Here is an 18747-nt window from a genome sequence, read left to right on the forward strand (position 1 = left end):
CGCCGACTCGCGCGGCCGTCGGTCATACCGGCGAAGCGCTCAGGGAAGCGGGAGATCGGCCAGCACGATCTTCTTCATGCCCAGCATCGCCCGGTACGCCTCCGGCGTGACCATCCGCTCACCCAGGTCGCCCGGCACCACCTGCCAGCTGACACCGAACTCGTCGGCGCACCATCCGCACTGCTCGGCCTCGGGGACCGCCGAGAGCGCCGCCCAGAGCCGGTCGATCTCCTCTTGGCCGTCGCAGTTCACCTGGAACGACACGCCGCAGGTGAACGAGAAGTCCTGCGGCTCGATCGAGTCCATCGCGGTGAACCACTGGCCGGCCAGCCGGAAGTCGCCCCACATCACCGAATCGGGGCGCACCGCACCGGTGGTCGTCGAATAGTCGACCACCATGCCGATCCCGGAATCGGGGAACAGGCCGGTGTACTTGGTGATCGCCGCCCGCGCCCGGTTCTGCGCGGGGCCGCAGAACAGCAGCGACGGCATCACGAACGGGCGCGTCTCTCCGTCGGGATTGTTCAACAGCAGTTGCCAGGTGACGCCGTAGCGGTCGCGGACCCAGCCGTGGCGCGGGCTGAACGGGTACTCGCCGAGTTCCCGGACCACCTCGCCGCCGTCGACCAGGCCGGCCCACACCGCGTCGAGCGTGCCGGCGGCGTCGGGGTCGCGGTCGGGGTCGAAGTTCAGCAGGAAGGTGATCGACTCGTTGGGGCTGAATTCGGGCCCGGCGTTGATCAGCATCAGCTGGTAGCCGTCGATCACCACCTCGGCCATCAGCGGTTTCCCGGCCATCTCGCGCTGGAAGTCCGGCAGCCCCTCGTCGGGGTAGCGGGCGATCACCGCGCCCCGCGTGCGGGGGAAGACGGACGCGTAGAACGCCGCGGCCTCTTCGGCGGTGCCGTTGCACCAGATGTTCGGGACGATCTTCGCCATGGCAGCCTCCGGGCTCGAGTGGTGTGCGTCTCCATTGTGCGTGTCCGCCGTCACTGATTGTCGATCATGCCAACGTTCGTTGTATCGTTTGGGCCATGACCAGCGTGGCCGACCTCGGGGCTCGACGACTCTCCGCCGTCGCCGATCAGGCATCGTCGCTGGTCAACCGTGCCGCCGATGCGGCGACCCAGGCCGCGGCCCGCCCGGCGAGCAAGGCCCTCGAGGTGGCCCGCTCCTACGCGCCGGTGCAGCCGCCGCAGATTCCCGCCGAGGGCGTGAGCGCCGCCAACAAGCTGCTCCGCCAGCTCGGCATCAACGCCTTCACCCCCACGCTCGGTTTCAGCACCGATCTGACGCTCCCGATCGGCGTCGGCGGCGCGGTGGCCGGCCCGTACACGCCGGGCGTCGGCAACCTCAGCGTCGCCGGTTTCAGCCTCAACGCGGTCCGCCGCGGTGAGATCCTCTGCGGATTCGTGCCGGTCGGCGGGATCTTCGCCGATTTCGGCGACAAGTCGGGCATCCATGTCGCCTGGCTGAACCTGAACACGCTGCGCGGCGGGTTCGACACTCCGCTCGGCGGTCTCATCGACACCGTGCTCGACGCCGTCGTCAGCCATGCCAAGGCCGCCCCGATCCCGGCGACGGCCTACTCCACGCCGGTCAGCGCCCTCAAACGCGCCCTCGCGGTGATCCCGTCGAACGGGGTGCGCGGCGGCGTCGTCGAAACCGGTCCCGGCCTGGTGCTCTGCGCCATCTACGGCACCGTCAAACGCGGCGGCACCACGTACGTGTTCTTCCCGTCGTTCGGTCTCACCGAAGCGCACTGAACCCGGCTCAGCCCTTCACCAGGCCGCCGTCGACGATCAGGTTCTGACCGGTCACTCCGCGCGCCCACGGCGAGGCGAAGAACAGTGCGGCGTCGGCGAGCTGTTCCGGCGTCGTGACCGTACGCAGCGGGGTGCCCGCGGCGATGGCATCGAACACCGGCTCCGGGGTGGCCGCTGACGCATCCGTGGTGCGGAGCAGTCCGCCCGAGATCATGTTGACCGTGATTCCGCGCGGTCCGAGATCGTCGGCAAAGGTCCGCGTCAGCGAGAGCAGCGCCGCCTTCGCGGCGGTGTAGTCGTGGTAGGGCACCACGGGATGCTGGAACAGGTTGGTACCGATATTGATCACCCGGCCGAAGCCCGCGTCGGCCATAGCCGGCACGGCCGACTGGATCACGTTGAGCGAGCCTTCCCCGGAACCGGCGAACTGAGCCGCGAACTCCGGGTATCCGATGGTGTCCGCGGGTGATCGGGCGTCGCCGTTGAAGGTGAAGTGGGCGAGAGCATTGTTGACGACCGTGGTGACCGGTTCACCGAAGTGATCGGCCGCGCCGGCCATCATCGCCTCGACGTCCGCGCGGTCGCGGACGTCGGCACGTACCGGCAGCGCGGACGCCGGGAACTCGGCGGCGAGCGCCTCGGCCGCACGCTTCGACGAGTGGTAGTCGATCACCACGCGGGCGCCTTCGCGGAGGAAGGCGCGGCTCAGGGCGGCGCCGAGTCCTCGCGCGCCGCCGGTCACGACGACGATCTGTTCAGACAGGGACCGTACCGGGAATGCCATATCGGGTGCCTCTCGGGCGTCGGGCGAGAGACTGCCGTGTCGCCCGGCGCCGACCGGGCCGCAGTGACGACCCGCAGATCATCGCGGAACGCCGAACGTGACAATCCCTTCGCCAGTGCTGGGCCGTGTTGCGAAAGTCTTCTGCGAGGCATTCGGCGAGTCCGATGGGCGGATGGCAAGGCGGAGGAGGGAGGGATACCGGCCGGTATCCTGACCGACGACAACGCAGCCAGCCGTTCATCGGGCCGACGAGGCCCGCAAAGGGACTTTCGCAACACGGCCAAACTGGATCAGGTTCGACGGGTGTCATCTCAGCCGATGCACGCTCCGGAGAGAGCGCGACCGGCACCCCGTGTCGCTCCGCCATCCCATCACGGACGCCGCCGTCGCACAAGGCGGTCCGGCCGCACGGACACTCAGACCTCGAGCGCCACCTGGGCGATCAGCGCCGGGATGTCCGGATCGTCGTAGGTGAACCGGGTGCCCGCCACCGTGCCCTCGACCCGCTCGATGCCGTTCAGCAGGCACTGCCATTGGTCGTCCGACAGGTCGGCGAGCACGGTCGACGCCGGCACTCCCGCGGCCGCGGCGACGTCGGCCGCGTACTGCTCCGGCGAATTGCGGCCGTCACCGTGCGGCGCGTACTTCTGGAACGTCGCCTCGATGGTGCGGGGCAGGTAGCCGTTCCGTTGCAGCCACGGGCGGATCGCCGCGAAGCCGGTGTCGTGATCCGGGAAGATCATGAAGTCGTGCCAGTTCAGCTTGCCGGGGAACTGGTCGTACGAGCCCCCGTCGCTGGTCAGGTTTCCCGGATTGTTGTTGAGCCACGCGTAGGTCCCCTTCCCGCCGAGCAACTGCGGCTGCCCCATGCGCAGTTCGGTGTCGTACAGGACGACGTTGAAGATGTGCTTGCCGTTGTCGCAGTAGTCGTTCCGGTCGCCCGGGTTGGACGTCGGGAACCAGGTGCGGCGCGGGATGTTCCGCGCCGTGCAGACCTGCGGCCCCGCGATGGCCCGGTCGTTGCCCTGGCCGTCGTAGTACCAGAGGTGATCGCCGGCCACGAGCGGCACGGGCGGCTGACCCGTCGCATCGATGACCGCACCGATCTTCGCGAGCGTCGCTCCGCCCGGGTCCACCCGGCCGTCCGCGACGGGCAGGTCCTGCAGTTCCTGGAATCGTTCGATCGCGGCGATCAGCTCATCGGGCGTCGACGGCTGCTCCGCCGCCCCGCCCCGATCCGGCCCGACCTCGGCCAACGCCGCTCCGATGCTCTCGACGTCCGCCGGGAAGTTCTTGCCGCCGCGCCCGACGCTGCCTGCAATGGTGATCGTTGTCATGTCTTCCTCCTGGTGATTCAGCTGTTCCGGTTGTTCGGTGTGGTGTCGTCGAAGCGCAGGCCGGACGAGGCCTCCCCGCGCCACAGGTCTTTCTGCCGTCCCCGCCAGACCCAGGTCCGGCCGTCCGGGGTGCGGCAGAGCTGGTCCTGCACCCGGACGCGAATGCCCTCCGGCGGAATCTCCTCGTCCCGGATTCCGCGGCCACGCAGTTCGGCGACCAGGTCGCCGAGCGCGGAGCGCAGCTCGTCGGTGGCCGTGTCGAACATCCGCGCGGGCAGCAGGAACCGGCCGTCGTTCGGCTGGGTCGCCACCAGCGGGGTCCAGCTCCGCGGGACGGGCGTCGAGAGCCGCCACACCAGTTCGGCGTCCGCGCTGTTCGCCGGTGGTGGCTCGAAGTCGGCGAGCGACCAGTCCCGGGTCACCGGCCGTCCACTCGGCCCCGGCACCGCCTGTTCGACGGCCCAGGCCAGGTTGGCCCCCTCGTCGCGCTGGAAGCACACGTCCTCACTCGGCGCCGAGGTCAGCGAGGCGAGCACGCTCGGGAGCACCGCGATGTACGACGGCGCCGAGCCCGCCCCACCGTCGGGCTCGGCGCGGTACTGCCGCCCGAAGCGGCTCGTCTGCTCGCCCGCCGCGGTGCCGGCCAGGGTCGCGAACCCGAAGGTGTCGCGCACCACCACCCAGTCCACCCGGGCGACCGCCCCGACCGGCACCTCCACCGGTGCGAGATACCAGTCGGGGCTGAACACCGTGGCGAAGTCGACGGCGAGGATCTTGACCAGGTCGGTCGACCCGCCACCGACCCGGCCGAGACTCACCCGGCGGTCCTCGAACTCCCAGAACCGGTCGGCGGGCATCGACGGATAGCTCAGCGGCGCCGGCAGCAGCGACACGATGCGCGTCCCGGTACCGGGACCGCCGGTGAGGTCGGCGGCCCAGTCCGGCACCGGATCCACGGCGTCGACCTGCGCCCACGACACTCCGCTGCCGTCGTATTCGCTTCCGGCGAGCACGACCGGTCCGGTCGACTCGGCGACCCCCGTTCCGCCGTCGGGAAGCGGCGGGGCGGCGAGCGCGAACGAGTACTCCAGCCGGTCGCCGATCCAGCTGTCCGGCGCCGCGACGGCACCGATGCCCCATTCGGCGTCCATCGCCGTCCGCCACCGCGCGACCACCTCCGCGAGGTCGGCGCCGCTGTCGCCGGTCACTTCCGGGGGCAGGCCGCCGTGCTGGTCGAGGTACGCGAAGACGCGGACGCCGTCGACGGTCCGCGATCCGGTCAGAAGGGTGCGGTACAGGTCGTCATCGGGGCCGGCGGCCTCCGCCGGGCGCGTGGTCTCGGGAGTGAAGGCGAACGCCGGATAGTCGCGGATCCGCTCGGCGGCGGCCGGATCGGCTTCGGCGACGCGGTCGAGAAGCGCCCGGCCCGCGCGGACCGCCGCCGCCCACGGTGTGCGCGCGGGATCGTCGGGAGTGAGCGTGTTCTGGCGTTCCACGAGCCGTTCGACGGGTTCGCCGTCCTCCGCGAGGTCCACCGTCGTGGCCGGGCCGCTGCCCGCAGCCCGGAAGCGCGCGAACGGCGACCAGCTCGCCTGGACGTCGAGCGAAACGGGGGTGCCGCCGTCGTCGCCGGTCAGCTCGCCCAGTTGCCACTGCCGCAGCAGGAACCAGAGCGGATCGGCGACGGCCGCGGCCAGTCCCTCGTCGACGGCGGTGGTGGCGCAGTGCGGTTCGATGCGGGCCCAGCTCATCACCGGACTCCTTTCCGGAGATTGGCCTTGCGGACCGCGTTCGGGATGTCGAGGCGGAGAAGCGGTCCGGAGGTGGTGGGCACCAGCGAGTCGATGCTCGGGTCCGGGTTGCCCACCGGCAGGTAGGTGAGCGGCAGGTAGGCGTCGAGTCCGACGGTCTCCAGCGCGGTCAGATCCACCGACCGCAGCCGCGCCAGGTCCATCGCCTCGTGAACGGTCTCGGTGAGCAGGTCGCTCCCCCAGCTTCCGGCGGCGGCCGGCTGGACGGCCAGCAGGATCGACTGCGGCGGGCGCGCGTTCGGCGCGTTGTAGTGCACGGCCAGCCCGGTGGTGACGGTCGGTTCCGGCAGCACCTCGGCCACCTCGTCGAGCACCAGGCCGTGCAGCGTGCCGGGTCCCGGATCGCCGGCGACGACGACGTGCGCGGTCGGCTCGGCCGGACGGCGCCAGCGGCGGAGCTCGTTGACCGGGCCGTCGCCGTCGTTCTCGGCCGGCCCGAGCGGCCCGCCGAGCCACGCGAGACCGTCCTCGCACGGGAGGTGATGCGGTATCAGGCCACCGGCCGCCCGCCCGGCGGCTTGCTGGAAGAGCCGCAGGTCGTCGTAGGCGGCGAGCGGACCGCGCACCCGTCCGAGGCGGGCGAGCCATTCGCTCACCTCGTGCGGCGCGACGCCGGGCACCCGGCGCTCCGCGAGCCCGTGGTCCACCGCGATCGCCGGGACCACGGCCTCGCCGCCGAGCCTGCGCACGATCTTGGTGAGGACGGTCAGCGCCGACGGATGGTGGGCCAGGAGTTCCAGGCCGCGTGCCGCGTTCGCGGTGTCGACGGCCCGGTCGAGCGGGGACACCCCGGGCGGCAGCGCGGCGGCGTCCGGCTGGGCGCGCTGCACCTCGTCGAGCACATCGAGAACGAGTTGCTGCGCGGCGATCGCGCAGGTCAGTGCGGCCTCGGTGGTGACGGTGCCGTCCTCGGCCTCGGCGGCCGCGGGCAGTGCTCCGGGGATCGCCCAGCCGCGCAGCGGCGCGATCAGCGCGACGGGCACCCGCGGCGGCTGCTGTCCGTCCGGGCCGGGTGCGGTGGCCGTCGACACCGCCGCTGCCGCGGCCGCCAGCGCACTCACCTGCGCGGCGATCTCGCCGGCGATCCGGGTCAGCTCGCCGACGGCCGGTCCCGGCACCTCGGCCACCACGCCGGCCGTCTCGGCGGTCGCCGGCTGATCGGGCAGGACCACGTCGGCGGGGATCACCGGCCGGGCCGTCGACAGCGTCCGGTAGATCGCCTCGGCCATGGCCAGCGTCGTCTCCGGCAGTTCGGCCCGCGCGGCGATCCGCCGCCGCTCACCGCCGCGGACCGACTCGCAGACCACGTCGAGTGCGCAGAGGCCGAGGGTGTCGAGGGTCGACTGTTCGGTACCGCGGGTGATCGGGATCCCGGTGGCGGCACCGAGGATCGAGCGGGCCCAGCGCTCGGTCTCCGGGGCCAGCCGGGCGCGCGGCGCGTCGTCGCGCCAGCCCGCATCGTCCGGCGACGCCGGGCGGTCCAGGGCCAGGATCACCCGGTGGGTGATCGTGAGACCCGATCGTGGCTCGTCGGCGACCTGCGGGCGGGGCGCGTGGGCACCCTGGGCCAGCGCCGTGAACGACCCCGCCGCGTTCTCGATCCGGCCGTTGGCCAGCTGGTAGACGCCGTCGGCGAGCAGCAGGTCGGACATCGAGTCCACCACCTCGGTGAGTTCGGCGCGGGCCGCGTGCAGCGCGGCCGCCGACGACGGGTCGCCGCCGAGCGCCGCGATCTCGGTATCGGTGGCCCGGTGCAGCGCGAGGCCGTCGAGCACCGCCGACGGGGCCGCATCGGGGGTGGTGGCCGACGGCGGTGTCCGTGGGAATCGCGCACGCAAGTCGGCGATCAGCGCGTACGCCTTCCGTTCCTGCAGCACGCGTTCGGCGCGGTAGCCGAGCAGCGCGTCCAGGCTCTGTCCTTGCGCGAGGGCGTCGAACAGGTCGAGCGCCAGCCGGGTACGCCGGGACGTCAGGTCGATCTTGGCGAGCGGGTCGGCCGCGTCCGATGCCGCCAGTTCCCCGGCACGCAGCACTCCCGAGGTGATCGCCTGCGGGATCGACGGCGCGTGGACGAAGCCGGCGCCGGCACGGGGCGCACGCATCGGCGACGCCGGGCCGGCCGGTTCCGCACCGGCGAGGTGGTCGGCCCAGCCGTTCGGTGCCGTCGCCGGCACCACCGGCTCGGGGGCCAGGTCGAGCAGGACTCCCCATGCCCCGAGGTGGGTGCCGGTCGCGGCGGTGGCGCGCTGCGCGGTGAGCCGGGCCGACGCGAGGGAGGTGTACCAGGCGTCGAGCCGGGTCGCGGTGATGTCCAGCGCCTCACCGACCAGTCGTTCCCAGTCGTCGGTGGTGTAGCCGTGCGCCTCGGCGAGCGCGCACAGCGTGGTCAGGGCCCGGCGCGAGGAGCCGTTGTTCACCGCGAGCTTCGCGGTTCCCACCTCGACCGCGTCGGTGGCGCGGGCCACCTTGTCGATCAGATCGGCGGGGCTCGACGCCCCGTACTTCTCCGCCGCGTGGTGGATCTCGGGGTCGGCGGTGAGGTGCGTGAGGTCGACGTTCAGGTGAGCGGACAACGCCAGGCTGGATCCGATCGCCGCGGGGTGACCGGGCGCCGCGGCCACCGGCCGGTACACGCTGCGGTCGCCGATCAGGTCGTAGGTCGTCACCAGTTCCGCCGGCGCGTCGCTGAGCGGTTCGAGACCCGGCAGATCCACCAGTTCGACGGCCAACCGCATCAGGTCCAGGCCCATGCCGACGTCGAGTGCCTTGGTGGCGAGCACGTAGAGCAGATCCGGCGACGCCGGCCCCTCCTTTCCGGCCGGGGCGAGCAGTCCCCGCAGGTACTCCGCAGTTCCGGGCCGCGAGTCCGTCGCCTCGTCGGCTCCGGTCGCCACGTGCTGGATCATCTGTTGTTCACGGCCGACGTGCAGGGGTGCGAACAGGGTCTGGTTGAGGATCGGGAGCAGGTTCAGCGAGGTGATGAAGCGCCGGGCGACCTCGAGGACCCGTTCCGTCACGTCGTCCCGGTTCGCGAGATCGGCGGCCAGGCCCGAGCCGCTCCCGGATGCCTTGGCCTGTCCGAAGGCCGCGGTGATGCCGTCGGTGATGCTGCGTACCCGGTATCCGCCGGGATGCGCGACCGGCGACCGGCCGAGGATCTGGGCGATGCGGTCACTGACGTCGCCGGTCCCGGCCGCGGACCCGGCGACGGTCACCAGGCTCCGGGCGGCCGCCTGCTCGAAGAACCACCGCAACTTCTTGAGCAGGGCGACCAGTCCGGCGAGTTCGGCCGGGTCGGACGGCAGCGGCTCCCAGCGGCGCGGCGCCAGCACCGGCAGCACCCCGTACGGCTGCGCGCCGACGCGGACCACAGGGAGCGGACCGCGGGCGCGCACGTGCTGCGCCACATGTCCGGCGGCGAAGTCGCGCAGCGTGTTGAGCCGTCCCTGCGCCAGGACGGGATTCCCCTTGCCCGCCGCGTTGGGCCGGCCCAGGTGAGCGATCGCCTCGCCCAGCAGGATCGGGAAGAGCGCCGTGTTCATCGCGCCGGCCGCGTCCCCGTCGGCGTTGGCGTAGCCGTCGACACCGCTGAGCGCGCCGGTGTCGAGGCCGAGTGCGCGTTCGAGCCGCCGGCCGTCGGGCCCGTCGCCGGTGACGACGGCGGTGCCGCGCTCGTCGGGCGCGGACCGCCCCGTCAGCAGCCGGTGTCCGGTGTAGACGTCGGGGGTGGAGGTGTATCCGGACCGGCGATCGTCGAGCTGGTTGGTGGGCGTGCCCTGCCGCACCAGTCCGCAGCGGCCGGCGGCGGCGTCCCGGGTCAGCAGGCCGGCCAGTTCGTCGGCGAGCTGGACCGGCCCGCGGTCGGGGCTCTCGGAGACCACGCCGACGACGGTCAGTCGTGACAGCCGGGTGGCCGGCGACTGATCGGGCAGGTCGATCTCGGCGGCCATGCCGATCTCGCAGGCCCGCCGGAAGTCGACCAGCCACGCGATCTCCTCGTCGTCGCCCAGCGGCCGGGGATCGGTGGCCGACAGGCCCGGCGCCTCCGGGTCGGGACCGGTCTTCAGTTCGCCCGGCACGCGTGGCAGATAGTGCGTGAACACCGTCCGGCCGTCCACCTGACCGGTGATCACCCAGGCGTCCGGGAGCAGCCGGGCGACGGGCGCACCGTGCCGCGGCTCCTCGACGGGTGCCGCGCCGTCCCGGGTGGCCTCGGCGACCGGCACCGCGCGTTCGAGGCCGACGTGGCGGACCAGGACCTCCCAGGCCCGGAAACCGAGGGCATCGGCTTCCGCGCTCAGGCGCGCCGCCCGCTCCGCGTCGGTCAGGCCGGTGAGCGCACCGACCGCGGTCAGTTCCGCTTCCGCGTCGGCCGGGGCGGCGCCGAGCGCGTCCCAGTACTCGCGGCCGGCGGCCACCTCGGCGGGCCAGTACCCGGCACGGGTCTGCGCGACGGTCAGGTCGTCGGGGTAGATCCGGACGAGCAGCGTCCGCGTCGCGGCGGTACCGGGCGACGCACCCTCGGCGAGGCGCGACGAGAATCTGGTCTCGAGGCGGATCGGCAGCAGCGTGACGGGATAGGCCGGGTCCAGGTCGGTCCACAGCCCGTCCGGGGGCGGTGTCGGCTTCATCGGGATCTCCTCGGATCGACGGTTGTCAGGCGATGTACTGGGTGGCGAGCAGCAGCATGCGGAAGGGCTTGCGGAACAGCGCGGCGCCGACCTCGGCGCTGCTGGCGCCGAGGAAGCCGTCGCCGCTGCTCAGGTGTGGGCCGGCGACCCCGGCCCACGACCAGTCGTCCGACCTCGCCCACGGGTCTTTCGCGGCGGTGTCCCGCTGCTTGTTGGCGACGTGCGGCGCACCGCGCGGCGACTCGACCAGACCGAACCGGGCGTCGTGCGCCGGTTCCTGCAGGGAGATGAACCAGCCGTCCGCGCCGGTCGGGCTCACCGAGTTCTGTTCGGCGGTCAGCCGCGCGGGATCCAGCGGCAGCACGAAGTAGAAGACGTCACCGCCGATCGGGCCGGACGAGATCGGCCGGATCTCCTCGGCGAGAGTGAAGGCCGCCGAGCCGTCGTGCACGGCCGCCTCGCCTTTGACCAGCGAGACGAGCGTCCCCGGGTAGCGGCGCAGCAGCTCGCCGCGGACCAGCACCGCGATCAGCGGGCCGCCTCCGCCCGCGCGATGCTCCCCCAGATCGCGACCACCCCAGCCGTCCATGGCGGTGATGTCCTCGACGCCCGGCCAGAACGACCGGAAGCAGGTGCCGCGCTGGTCCGTCGGATAGCCGCGCCACAGCAGTTCACGGGCCATTTCGTGGTTCGCACCGGCCAAGACGCTCTCGACGAACCGCGTGTTGACCGCCAGCAGGGACACCGAATCGGACGGCACCTGGTCGACGCCGCCGAGCATCCAGTTCTTGTCGAGTTCCGTCAGCCGTGCGGCGACCGGGTCGGCGAAACGCGGCGCGGCCTGCGCCGGATGGAACACGGAGGCGCGGCGCACCGCCCCCTCCGCCGGGCCGATCTGGACCGCCCAGTCGATCATCTTGGTGTAGGCGGCGAGCGGTTCCATCCCGGCGGTGAGGGTGGCGGCCGCCGACACCGGGGTCACCGTCTCCAGGTCGCCGATGCCGGGACTGAGCGCGGCGGCGGCGACGTCCCACTTCACCACGCTCGCGACCGCGTCCCCGAGCCGGCGAGCGGTGCCGGCGTCGAACTGCGGAAGCAGCGCCAGCGTGCGCGTTTCGGTGTCGGGCAGGCCGAGCAGGCTCATCGCGCTCGACTGCAGGGCGGTGCTGACCGACAGCTGCTCGTCGAAGTCGTCCCCCCAGGCGACGCGGGTGATCGACGACGCCGCCGCGGAGACCGGCGCGCGGTCGATCCGCGCCACCACCTGCGCGACCGGCAGGGCGTCGCCGTCGGATCCGTCGAGGACCGAGCGGAGCGCCCGCGACACCTTGCCCAGGTCGAGTTGGACGGTGTCGGCGTGGTGCTCGCCGGCCTTGACCACGACGACCGAAGCGTCGGCGTCCTGGCCCTGCGCGATGATCTCATCGAAGATGCCCGACGCCGGGACCGGCCCAGAGCCGGTGATGGTGTGTATGCCGACCAGCGGACTGGCGGCGAACGTCGGGAACTCCCCCGCACCGAGGTCGGTGAGTCTGGGTCCGATGCGCGTGAGGTCGAGTCCGGTGCCGATCCGGCCGGTGGTCATCACATGCGATCCGGTGATCTTCGTGCCGATCTTGTCGGTACCGGTGACCGCCGCGCCCTCGGTGAGCCCCGGCCCCTCCGTGAACGCCCCTTTTCCGGCGATCTTCGTGACGTGCCCCGTCTCGATCGTCGCGGCGTGCCCGATCTTCGTGGTGGGCGCCGTGTCGATCTTCGCCGCGTCGGCCAGCTTGACGGTGACCACCTTGGTGAGCACGCTGGAGCCTTCTGCGGCGGCCAGTTCGGGCCGCTGGAAGAGGTCGGGCACCGCGAACTGTGACCGGTCGACGGTGATCCCGGCCAGGCCGATCCGGTCCTTCACCGCGTCGGTGAGCACGATGCCCGGCGCGAACGGCGTGAGGCCCGGCTCCGCCGCCGGGTTGATCTTGCCGCCGAGCTCCTTGATCGTCGCGGCGACGTCGAAGACCTGGTCGACCAGTTTTCGCGGATCCTCGCCGCCGAGTTGCTTGCGGAAGTCGTCGCGCATCCGGGGGTCTTCGCTGAGGTCGACCAGCACCTGATGGTCGATGCCGCGGGTGCCGGTGATCGTGGCCGGCAGCACCGTGTCGGCGCCGGCGGCGAACTTGCCGGCGAGTGCCACCACGATGCTGTTCTGTGAGAGGGCCGCCGCGGGTGTCTTCGCGATCGCGGCGACGCCGTAGCGGGCGACGCGGCTCATCGCGGGCGACACCAGTGCCGGTGAGACGGTGCTCTTGTCGAGGGTGGCGAGCATGGTCTCGCCGCCGTCGACGCGGATGCGGGCCGCGGCCGGCGACAGCAGTGCGAACGCCTCACCTTCCGGGAGTGCGGTGACCTTGCGGTGGAGTTGCGCCGCCGACAGCGCGTACAGCCCGGCCCAGCGCGCCAGCCGGTTCGCGTCGACGACGCTTTGCAGCTGCGTCCAGGCCTGCGTCATCAGTTCTTCCTGGTCGCGGCGCACCACCCCGACGCCGACGCCCGCGGCGATCCGCGCGGCCGGGTCGAGATTGAGTTGTTCCAGCCAGGTCGGCCGTCCGGCCGGATCGGCAGTACCGGACAGCGGCGACTGCCGGACGGCGGTGGCGCACGCCGCCCACTGCCCGTACAGCGGCGGGCCGACGATCGGATCGTCGCTCGTCTGGCCGGCGCCGACGTCGACCAGGGCGGCGAGCCTGCTGTGCAGGATCTGCGCCGACGCCGGCGGCGTCACCGCGAGCGGATCGAACGACGACCGCGGGATCGACCCGAGCGCCTGGTGCGACTCCGGATCGCGCGGGATGCGTGTCAGGACGGTCGGGACCGTAGCGACGCCGTCGAACGTGGCCTCCGGCGCCTCGGTGTACATGCGGGAGGCCACCGCTTCGATCGCGACCGATCGTGTGCCGATCTGCGCCGACACCGCGGAGCCGACGGGGTGGAGCCGGCGGCACAGCGTCTTGAAGTCGCCCGCGGCGCCGGTGTGGAAGGTCCACTCGGCGTACACCGGAAGTTCCAGCCCCGCGGACGGCTGCCACAGGTCGCCGGACACCGTCCCCGGAATCCCGAGGCCGACCGCGACCCCGGCCCGGTACGTGGGCACCAGCGCCGCCACGTATTCGGTGTCCGGGAGCAGCCGCGTCGGGCAGACGATCCTGGACGCGGCGCCCGGCTCCGCGCGCGACAGCATGTCGGCGCCCCGTCCGAGGTCGGCGTTCTCGGTTCTGGCCTGCACGTGCGCGAAGGCCGCCGTCGCTGCGGGTGCCGGAACGGAGTCCGCGGACGGCAGGGTGATCATCCGGCGGCACGGGGCGTCGACGGGTGCCGGTCCGATCGGCCCGGACCGGTCGCGCGGCAGCACGATCAGCATCAGCCAGGGCGTCAGCGCGTCGGCGGGCCCGGTCGGCGCCAGGCTGAGCAGCCACGGCATGTCCGGGTGGGCGAACTCGATGGCCGCGAGATAGTTGGGCTCCTGGCGCTGATCCCCCTCCTCGGGTGTGCGGCGGACGATCTGGCCGGGCGCCACTCCGATCACATCGGCCGGGCCGAGCAGCGCGAACGACGGCGACTGCGCGACATCGGTGCGGTCGCTCGGGCCGGCGTGCGCGGACACGGTGACCGCCATCTGCACCCGGCGGTTCACCCGGCTCGAGGTGATCCCGGCATCCGTGGCGGCGCCCAGTCCACGCCGGGTCCACGACCCGAATTGCAGCGTCGAATAGGTCTCCATCACAGCGTCTCCCAGATCGGGACCACCTGCAGCCGGGCTGCGGCGGTGAACGGCATCGTGGTCAGCGCGGCACCGAGGCTCGCCGTGTCGCGGGTCGTGACCGCGGTGGCGAGGTGTTCGGCCGCCGCCAGATCGTGCTTGTTCGCGATCGTCGACTGCGCCGGATCCCGCACGGTCAGGTAGGTGCCGGCCGACTCGGCGAGCCGGGTCGGGAGGGCGACGCCGACCGCCACCATGTCGAAGGCCAGCAGGCCGGACGGCAGGCCGTGCACCTCGGTCTCGACGGTGCTGACGTCGCGCGCCACCATCGTCCCGGTCCGCGCTTCCTGATGGTTGAGCACGAAGCCGTCCGGGTAGGTCGCGTATCCGGCACTGGTCAACTGCTTGTCGTCGTCGAGCGCCAGGAACTGGCCGGGCGCGAACTTGCCGTGGCTCACCGTCGTGTCACCGGCGGTCTGCGCGTTCAGCACGGTCTCCTCGGGCAGCGGTAGCCCGTCCATCCGGGTGATCGGCGTGCCCAGCGGGACCGCGTTCTGCCGGAAGTTCAGCGTCGTCATCGGATGCAGCAGCGCCGCCTCGGCGGGCCGGGGCCGTCGTTGCACCAGTTCGGGCTGGGAGGTGCTCAGATCGGTCCAGTTCGCGGGCACCCCGACCTGGTCGCGCAGGGCCGCGAGCGGGTCGCGCCCGGGCGGCAGGGCGTCGGCGGTCGACGACCCCCAGGTGATCTCCGGGAGGGTGACGGTGACCTTCCAGAACAGCACGTGAACGCTGGCGCGGCCGCGGATACGCCAGGGTGCCGGCCCGGAGAAGTGCCCGGACAGCGTGACGCTGCCGACGCTGAAGTCCGCGCAATCGATGCTGACGTGCGCTTCGAGATCGGCGGTGAAGGCGAAGGGGCTCAGTGTCATCAGCGCGTCGAAGCTGAATCCGCCGGAGATCCCGAAGCCGCCGATTCCGGCGTGCAGGTCGGCGGCGGCACCGAACTGGACCGAGTTGGACGTCACCGCGAGGTACGCGCCGAGGCGGACACGGAGGAACGGGCCGGGTGAGAGTTCCGCGCCGATCCGCGCCAGTTCCGGGCGGCCGGGTTCGCGGTACTGCGGGTGGAATCCGCCGGCGGACAGTTCGAAGAGCGGGTCGTCGCCGCCGCGGATGCGCAGCGACAGGTCGCCGGTGACGGCGAGTCCGACGATGCTGGAACCGGCGAGGCTGGCCTGGATCGACAGGCCGGCGCCGGTGATGGAGCCGAGGATCGTGGCCCGCAGGTCGATGAGCGCCAGGTCCTCGTGCGGCAGCGTGATGGCGACCTTGCCGAGGAGGTAGACGTTCGCGTCGCTGATCAGCACGGCGACCGACGCGGAGACGAGAGTCGGGGTGCCCCAGCCGAGTTTGAGCATCGGCCCGACGACGGTCGAGCCCGGCGACGGCGGGAAGCAGGTGCCCAGGGCCGGGAGGAGTCGCGGCGCATCGGCCACCGCGTGGCGCGGGAACATCAGGTCGCCCAGGACGCCGGCGTGCAGCGCCTGTTCCAGGGCGTTGCGGTCGGCGCGCCGGTTGATGCCGACGATGCCGCCGACCCCGACGAGGGTGAATCCGAAGGACAGCTGAATCGGCGGGGTGAACGTGCCGGTCAGCATCACCAGGACCGAGGGGTCCCCGTCGCGGGGCAGGGTCAGGATGCCGAAGCCGTCGACGCTGAGCGGGCCGAGGTCGGCGGAGAGCGCCCCGCTCCACGTGTCGCCGTCGTGGCTGAAGTAGCCGCCACCGGTGACCGGCGGCAGCGCGATCGAGGCCAGCGCCCCGGACGGGTAGATCGGTTCGGCGCGAGCGTCGAGCCGCGGCCCGCCGTCGTCGAGCACCAGCAGCAGCACCGCCTTCGCGCCCATCCGGTCGACGGCGAAGGTGATCCCCGGTATCTCGTTCACCTCGGCCCCGACCACCAGGGCCACCTCCAGCGACGACGACGTCCCGGCGACACTGCCGCCCAGTTCCAGTTCGGCGTGTGCGTGTGATCCGCTCATGATCGATCTCTCCTCGTCAGTGGGCGGCGCCGAGGGAGAACCTCGGCGACTGTTGCGACGCGAGCTCCAGCGACGGCGAGTAGTCGACCGCCGCGATGTTCACCATCGAGCCGAACGGTCCCAGGAGTGCCAACGGGTCGACGGCGGCGTGAACGCCGCTGCGGCGGTCGTCACCGATACCCAGCGTCACCGCGTACGCGGGGCCGCCCGGGCCCGCCGTCAGGGCGACGCGGGCGGAGAGCGGGCCGACGAGCAGGTGCGCGACGTCCGGCGGTGCCTTGATCGGATCGGTCAGCGGTGTCCAGGAGATCGACGCCGTGAGGTCTCCGCCGGGGTCCGGCACCGCGAGGGCACCGCCGAACGGCCACCGGAACTCCGCCTTTCCGGTGCTGCTGCACGTGACGCTCAGGGCCTCGGTGTGCGGCACGCCGGCGGTCATCTGCGCGCTGGTGCGCAAGATGATCCCCTGCGCCGCTTGGGAAGTCGAGGTCTCGCGCAACGCCACCGCGAGCGTGGCGCTCCCCCCGCCCGGCCCGACGTCGTCCGGCGTGTAGGTGATGCCGATGGCCCGCGCCCAGGCAGTCCCGGCGACGTCGCCGCCGTCGATCACCTCGACCCGCATGTGCTCCGGGTCGAGTTCGGCGACCTTCACCAGAATCAGGATCAGCAACGACACCCAGTCCGGATGCTCCACCGCGTCGCGCAGTGCCCGGAGGGTGTCGCCCGCGGTCTTCTCGGCGTCCTGTCGTGCCGCGTCGAACAGTTCGGCGACCCGGTCGGGGGCCTGCGCCGCCTGCCCGGCGATCGAAGACAGCAGATCGGTCACCACCGCACCCAAGTCTTCGGGGCGTTCGATCGGCGTGGCGTTCATCGGTCGGCTCCGTATCGCTCAGGCCCGGGCGAGCCGCTGCATCAGCTCGTCCCAGTACGGCCCGCGCTGCAGGCTGCCGATCCGGTCGCTGAGATCGCGGGCGGTGATCACGCCGTCCTTGTTGGTGTCGAGACCCGGGTTCGCCGTGTACGCCCACGCGTACGGGCCCGCCTTTCCGCAGATCGCGGCGTCTTCGTCGGTACCGGCGAGCGTCGCCGGGAGGAAGGTCGCCTGGTACATCCGGCCGGCCGACGTCAGGTATTTCCGGTAGCCCCAGTAGTAGCGCCGCACGTACGGGAGCTGGGCCACCGCGCTCAGCTTCTTGAACTCGTCCGGTCCTCCGGCGAACTGGTACTCCTTGAGTCGGTCCGGCATGAACTGGATCAGCCCGGTGGCCTTCGACGTCGGATGCTGCGCCCACGGCTTCACCCCGCTCTCGCTGTTCATCACGCCGAGCAGGTCGACCGGAGAGCAGTTCATCTCGGCGCACAGCGCTTTGAGGTCGGTGAAGAACTGGTCGGAGAGATGGCTCGTCTTCGACGTGCCGGACGGTGTCGGGCCGTCGGGCTTGACCGGATTCACCGGTCCGGGCGTCGGCGACGACTTCTGGTAGGCGACCATCTCCCGGTCGAGGGCACCCATCGTTCCGGGACCCACCACCGGGTCGGCGGGCGACAGGTGCCAGTCCCGTTTGAACGCGGCGACGGCGCTGCCGGTCTCACCCCCGAAGCCGCCGTCGGCGCCGTACTTCGGCATCGGATAGCCGAGGGCGATCAGCGCCTGCTGAACCTTCGTCACGGCGGGGCCGCTCGACAACACCGGTGCCGGCGACGGCGGGGTGCCTTTCGCGGCGAGCCGGAGCGAACCGTCCAGCACCCGGGCCAGATCCTGGTCGCCGGCGAAGATCTTGCTCTGCAATGAAGCCATTTCGGGGTCCTCCTGGAATTCGGTGGTTCTGCGCGGCGACGGCCGCTTGTGTCGGGCTGCTACGACTGGCTGGTGATGCCGCGGGCGCTGAGCGCCGCGCTCAGCGCGGCACGGGTGTTGGGGCCGGCCACGCCGTCGGCGGTGAGCCCGGCGCCGGACTGGAACGCGCGCACCGCCGCGGTCGTCCGCGGGCCCGGGATACCGTCGGGCGTCCCGGGGTCGTAGCCGAGTGCGACGAGCGCCAGCTGCACACCCAGCACGGTCCGCAGGTCGATGCTCGACGACGGCGTCGGACCCGACGACGGGCTGGAACCCTCTCCGTCGATCGACGGCGCCGAGCCGTCCTGGTGAAAGGTCACCGTGCACTCCGCGTCGGACCCCACCGTCGCGTCGAACCACGAATACAGGTTGACGCCCTGGTACTTGGTGCCGATGATCTCGACCAGCGCGAGGTGGACGTGCGGGGAGCCCGCGACCGGTACCAGCGTCCCGAGGTACTGGCCGCGAGAGATCGTCGCGCCGGGCTTCACCTCCGCGGGTACCTCCCGGAAGTGCGTGTAAAAGCCGCCCATCCGGTCGTCGGGCGAGCGGACGAACAGCTCCGCGCCGAAGACTTGCCGGAGGTCTTGTCGATGTTCCCGGTGTTGAATCGCGTGACGTGCCCGTCGAACGCCGCGTACACCGGCGTCCCGCCCGGCGCGCCCAGATCCATCCCGTAGCCGATGTACCACTCGGCGGCGAAGCTGTGTCCGCCGACGCCCGGACCCCCGTAGTTCTGGGTCCGGCCGCCCGTGCGGATCGGATTCGACAACTGCATCTCGAAAGCGGGCATG

General features: G+C 72.0%; 12 protein-coding genes. 1 reads left to right on the forward strand and 11 read right to left on the reverse strand.

All coding sequences use genetic code 11. The features are described 5' to 3' along the window. Positions 1-39: 39 nt before the first annotated feature. The gene (locus MYK68_RS13325; protein ID WP_247864163.1) at positions 40-939 is read right to left on the reverse strand and encodes a VOC family protein; all 900 of its coding nucleotides are present in this window, start codon (positions 937-939) and stop codon (positions 40-42) included. Between the two features lie 95 nt (positions 940-1034). Here MYK68_RS13325 and MYK68_RS13330 point away from each other — a divergent pair, with 95 nt between their 5' ends. Further along, positions 1035-1766, forward strand: a complete 732-nt coding sequence (locus tag MYK68_RS13330) for a hypothetical protein (RefSeq protein ID WP_247864164.1) — start codon at positions 1035-1037, stop codon at positions 1764-1766. Positions 1767-1773: 7 nt separating this feature from the next. Here MYK68_RS13330 and MYK68_RS13335 read toward each other — a convergent pair whose 3' ends face one another. The 10 genes from MYK68_RS13335 to MYK68_RS13380 form a co-directional block, all read right to left on the reverse strand. Beyond that, positions 1774-2550: a 3-oxoacyl-ACP reductase gene (locus MYK68_RS13335; RefSeq protein WP_247864165.1), complete on the reverse strand. Its 777-nt coding sequence runs from the start codon at positions 2548-2550 to the stop codon at positions 1774-1776. Positions 2551-2966: 416 nt separating this feature from the next. Continuing rightward, on the reverse strand, positions 2967-3887 hold the full coding sequence (locus MYK68_RS13340; protein ID WP_247864166.1) for a hypothetical protein: 921 nt from the start codon (positions 3885-3887) through the stop codon (positions 2967-2969). A 17-nt stretch (positions 3888-3904) separates the two neighbouring features. Beyond that, on the reverse strand, positions 3905-5638 hold the full coding sequence (locus MYK68_RS13345; protein WP_247864167.1) for a hypothetical protein: 1734 nt from the start codon (positions 5636-5638) through the stop codon (positions 3905-3907). Continuing rightward, positions 5638-10329, reverse strand: coding sequence for a hypothetical protein (locus MYK68_RS13350; protein WP_247864168.1), 4692 nt, complete (start codon positions 10327-10329; stop codon positions 5638-5640). Before MYK68_RS13350 ends, MYK68_RS13345 begins: the two co-directional genes overlap by 1 nt. 25 nt (positions 10330-10354) lie before the next feature. After that, positions 10355-14095 carry a hypothetical protein gene (locus MYK68_RS13355; protein ID WP_247864169.1) on the reverse strand — a complete coding sequence of 1247 codons (3741 nt, stop codon included), beginning with the start codon at positions 14093-14095 and terminating at the stop codon, positions 10355-10357. Beyond that, positions 14095-16116, reverse strand: a complete 2022-nt coding sequence (locus tag MYK68_RS13360; RefSeq protein WP_247864170.1) for a DUF6603 domain-containing protein — start codon at positions 16114-16116, stop codon at positions 14095-14097. Before MYK68_RS13360 ends, MYK68_RS13355 begins: the two co-directional genes overlap by 1 nt. A 16-nt stretch (positions 16117-16132) precedes the next feature. Next, entirely contained in the window at positions 16133-16987 is an 855-nt protein-coding gene (locus MYK68_RS13365; RefSeq protein ID WP_247864171.1) for a hypothetical protein, read from the reverse strand. 18 nt (positions 16988-17005) lie between these two features. Then, entirely contained in the window at positions 17006-17914 is a 909-nt protein-coding gene (locus tag MYK68_RS13370) for a peptidoglycan-binding domain-containing protein (RefSeq protein ID WP_247864172.1), read from the reverse strand. A 59-nt stretch (positions 17915-17973) separates the two neighbouring features. Next, on the reverse strand, positions 17974-18486 hold the full coding sequence (locus MYK68_RS13375; RefSeq protein ID WP_247864173.1) for a peptidoglycan-binding domain-containing protein: 513 nt from the start codon (positions 18484-18486) through the stop codon (positions 17974-17976). Next, on the reverse strand, positions 18441-18746 hold the full coding sequence (locus tag MYK68_RS13380; protein ID WP_247864174.1) for a M23 family metallopeptidase: 306 nt from the start codon (positions 18744-18746) through the stop codon (positions 18441-18443). Before MYK68_RS13380 ends, MYK68_RS13375 begins: the two co-directional genes overlap by 46 nt. Position 18747 lies beyond the last annotated feature (1 nt).

It is taken from the genome of Gordonia sp. PP30, from assembly GCF_023100845.1.
GTDB lineage: Bacteria > Actinomycetota > Actinomycetes > Mycobacteriales > Mycobacteriaceae > Gordonia.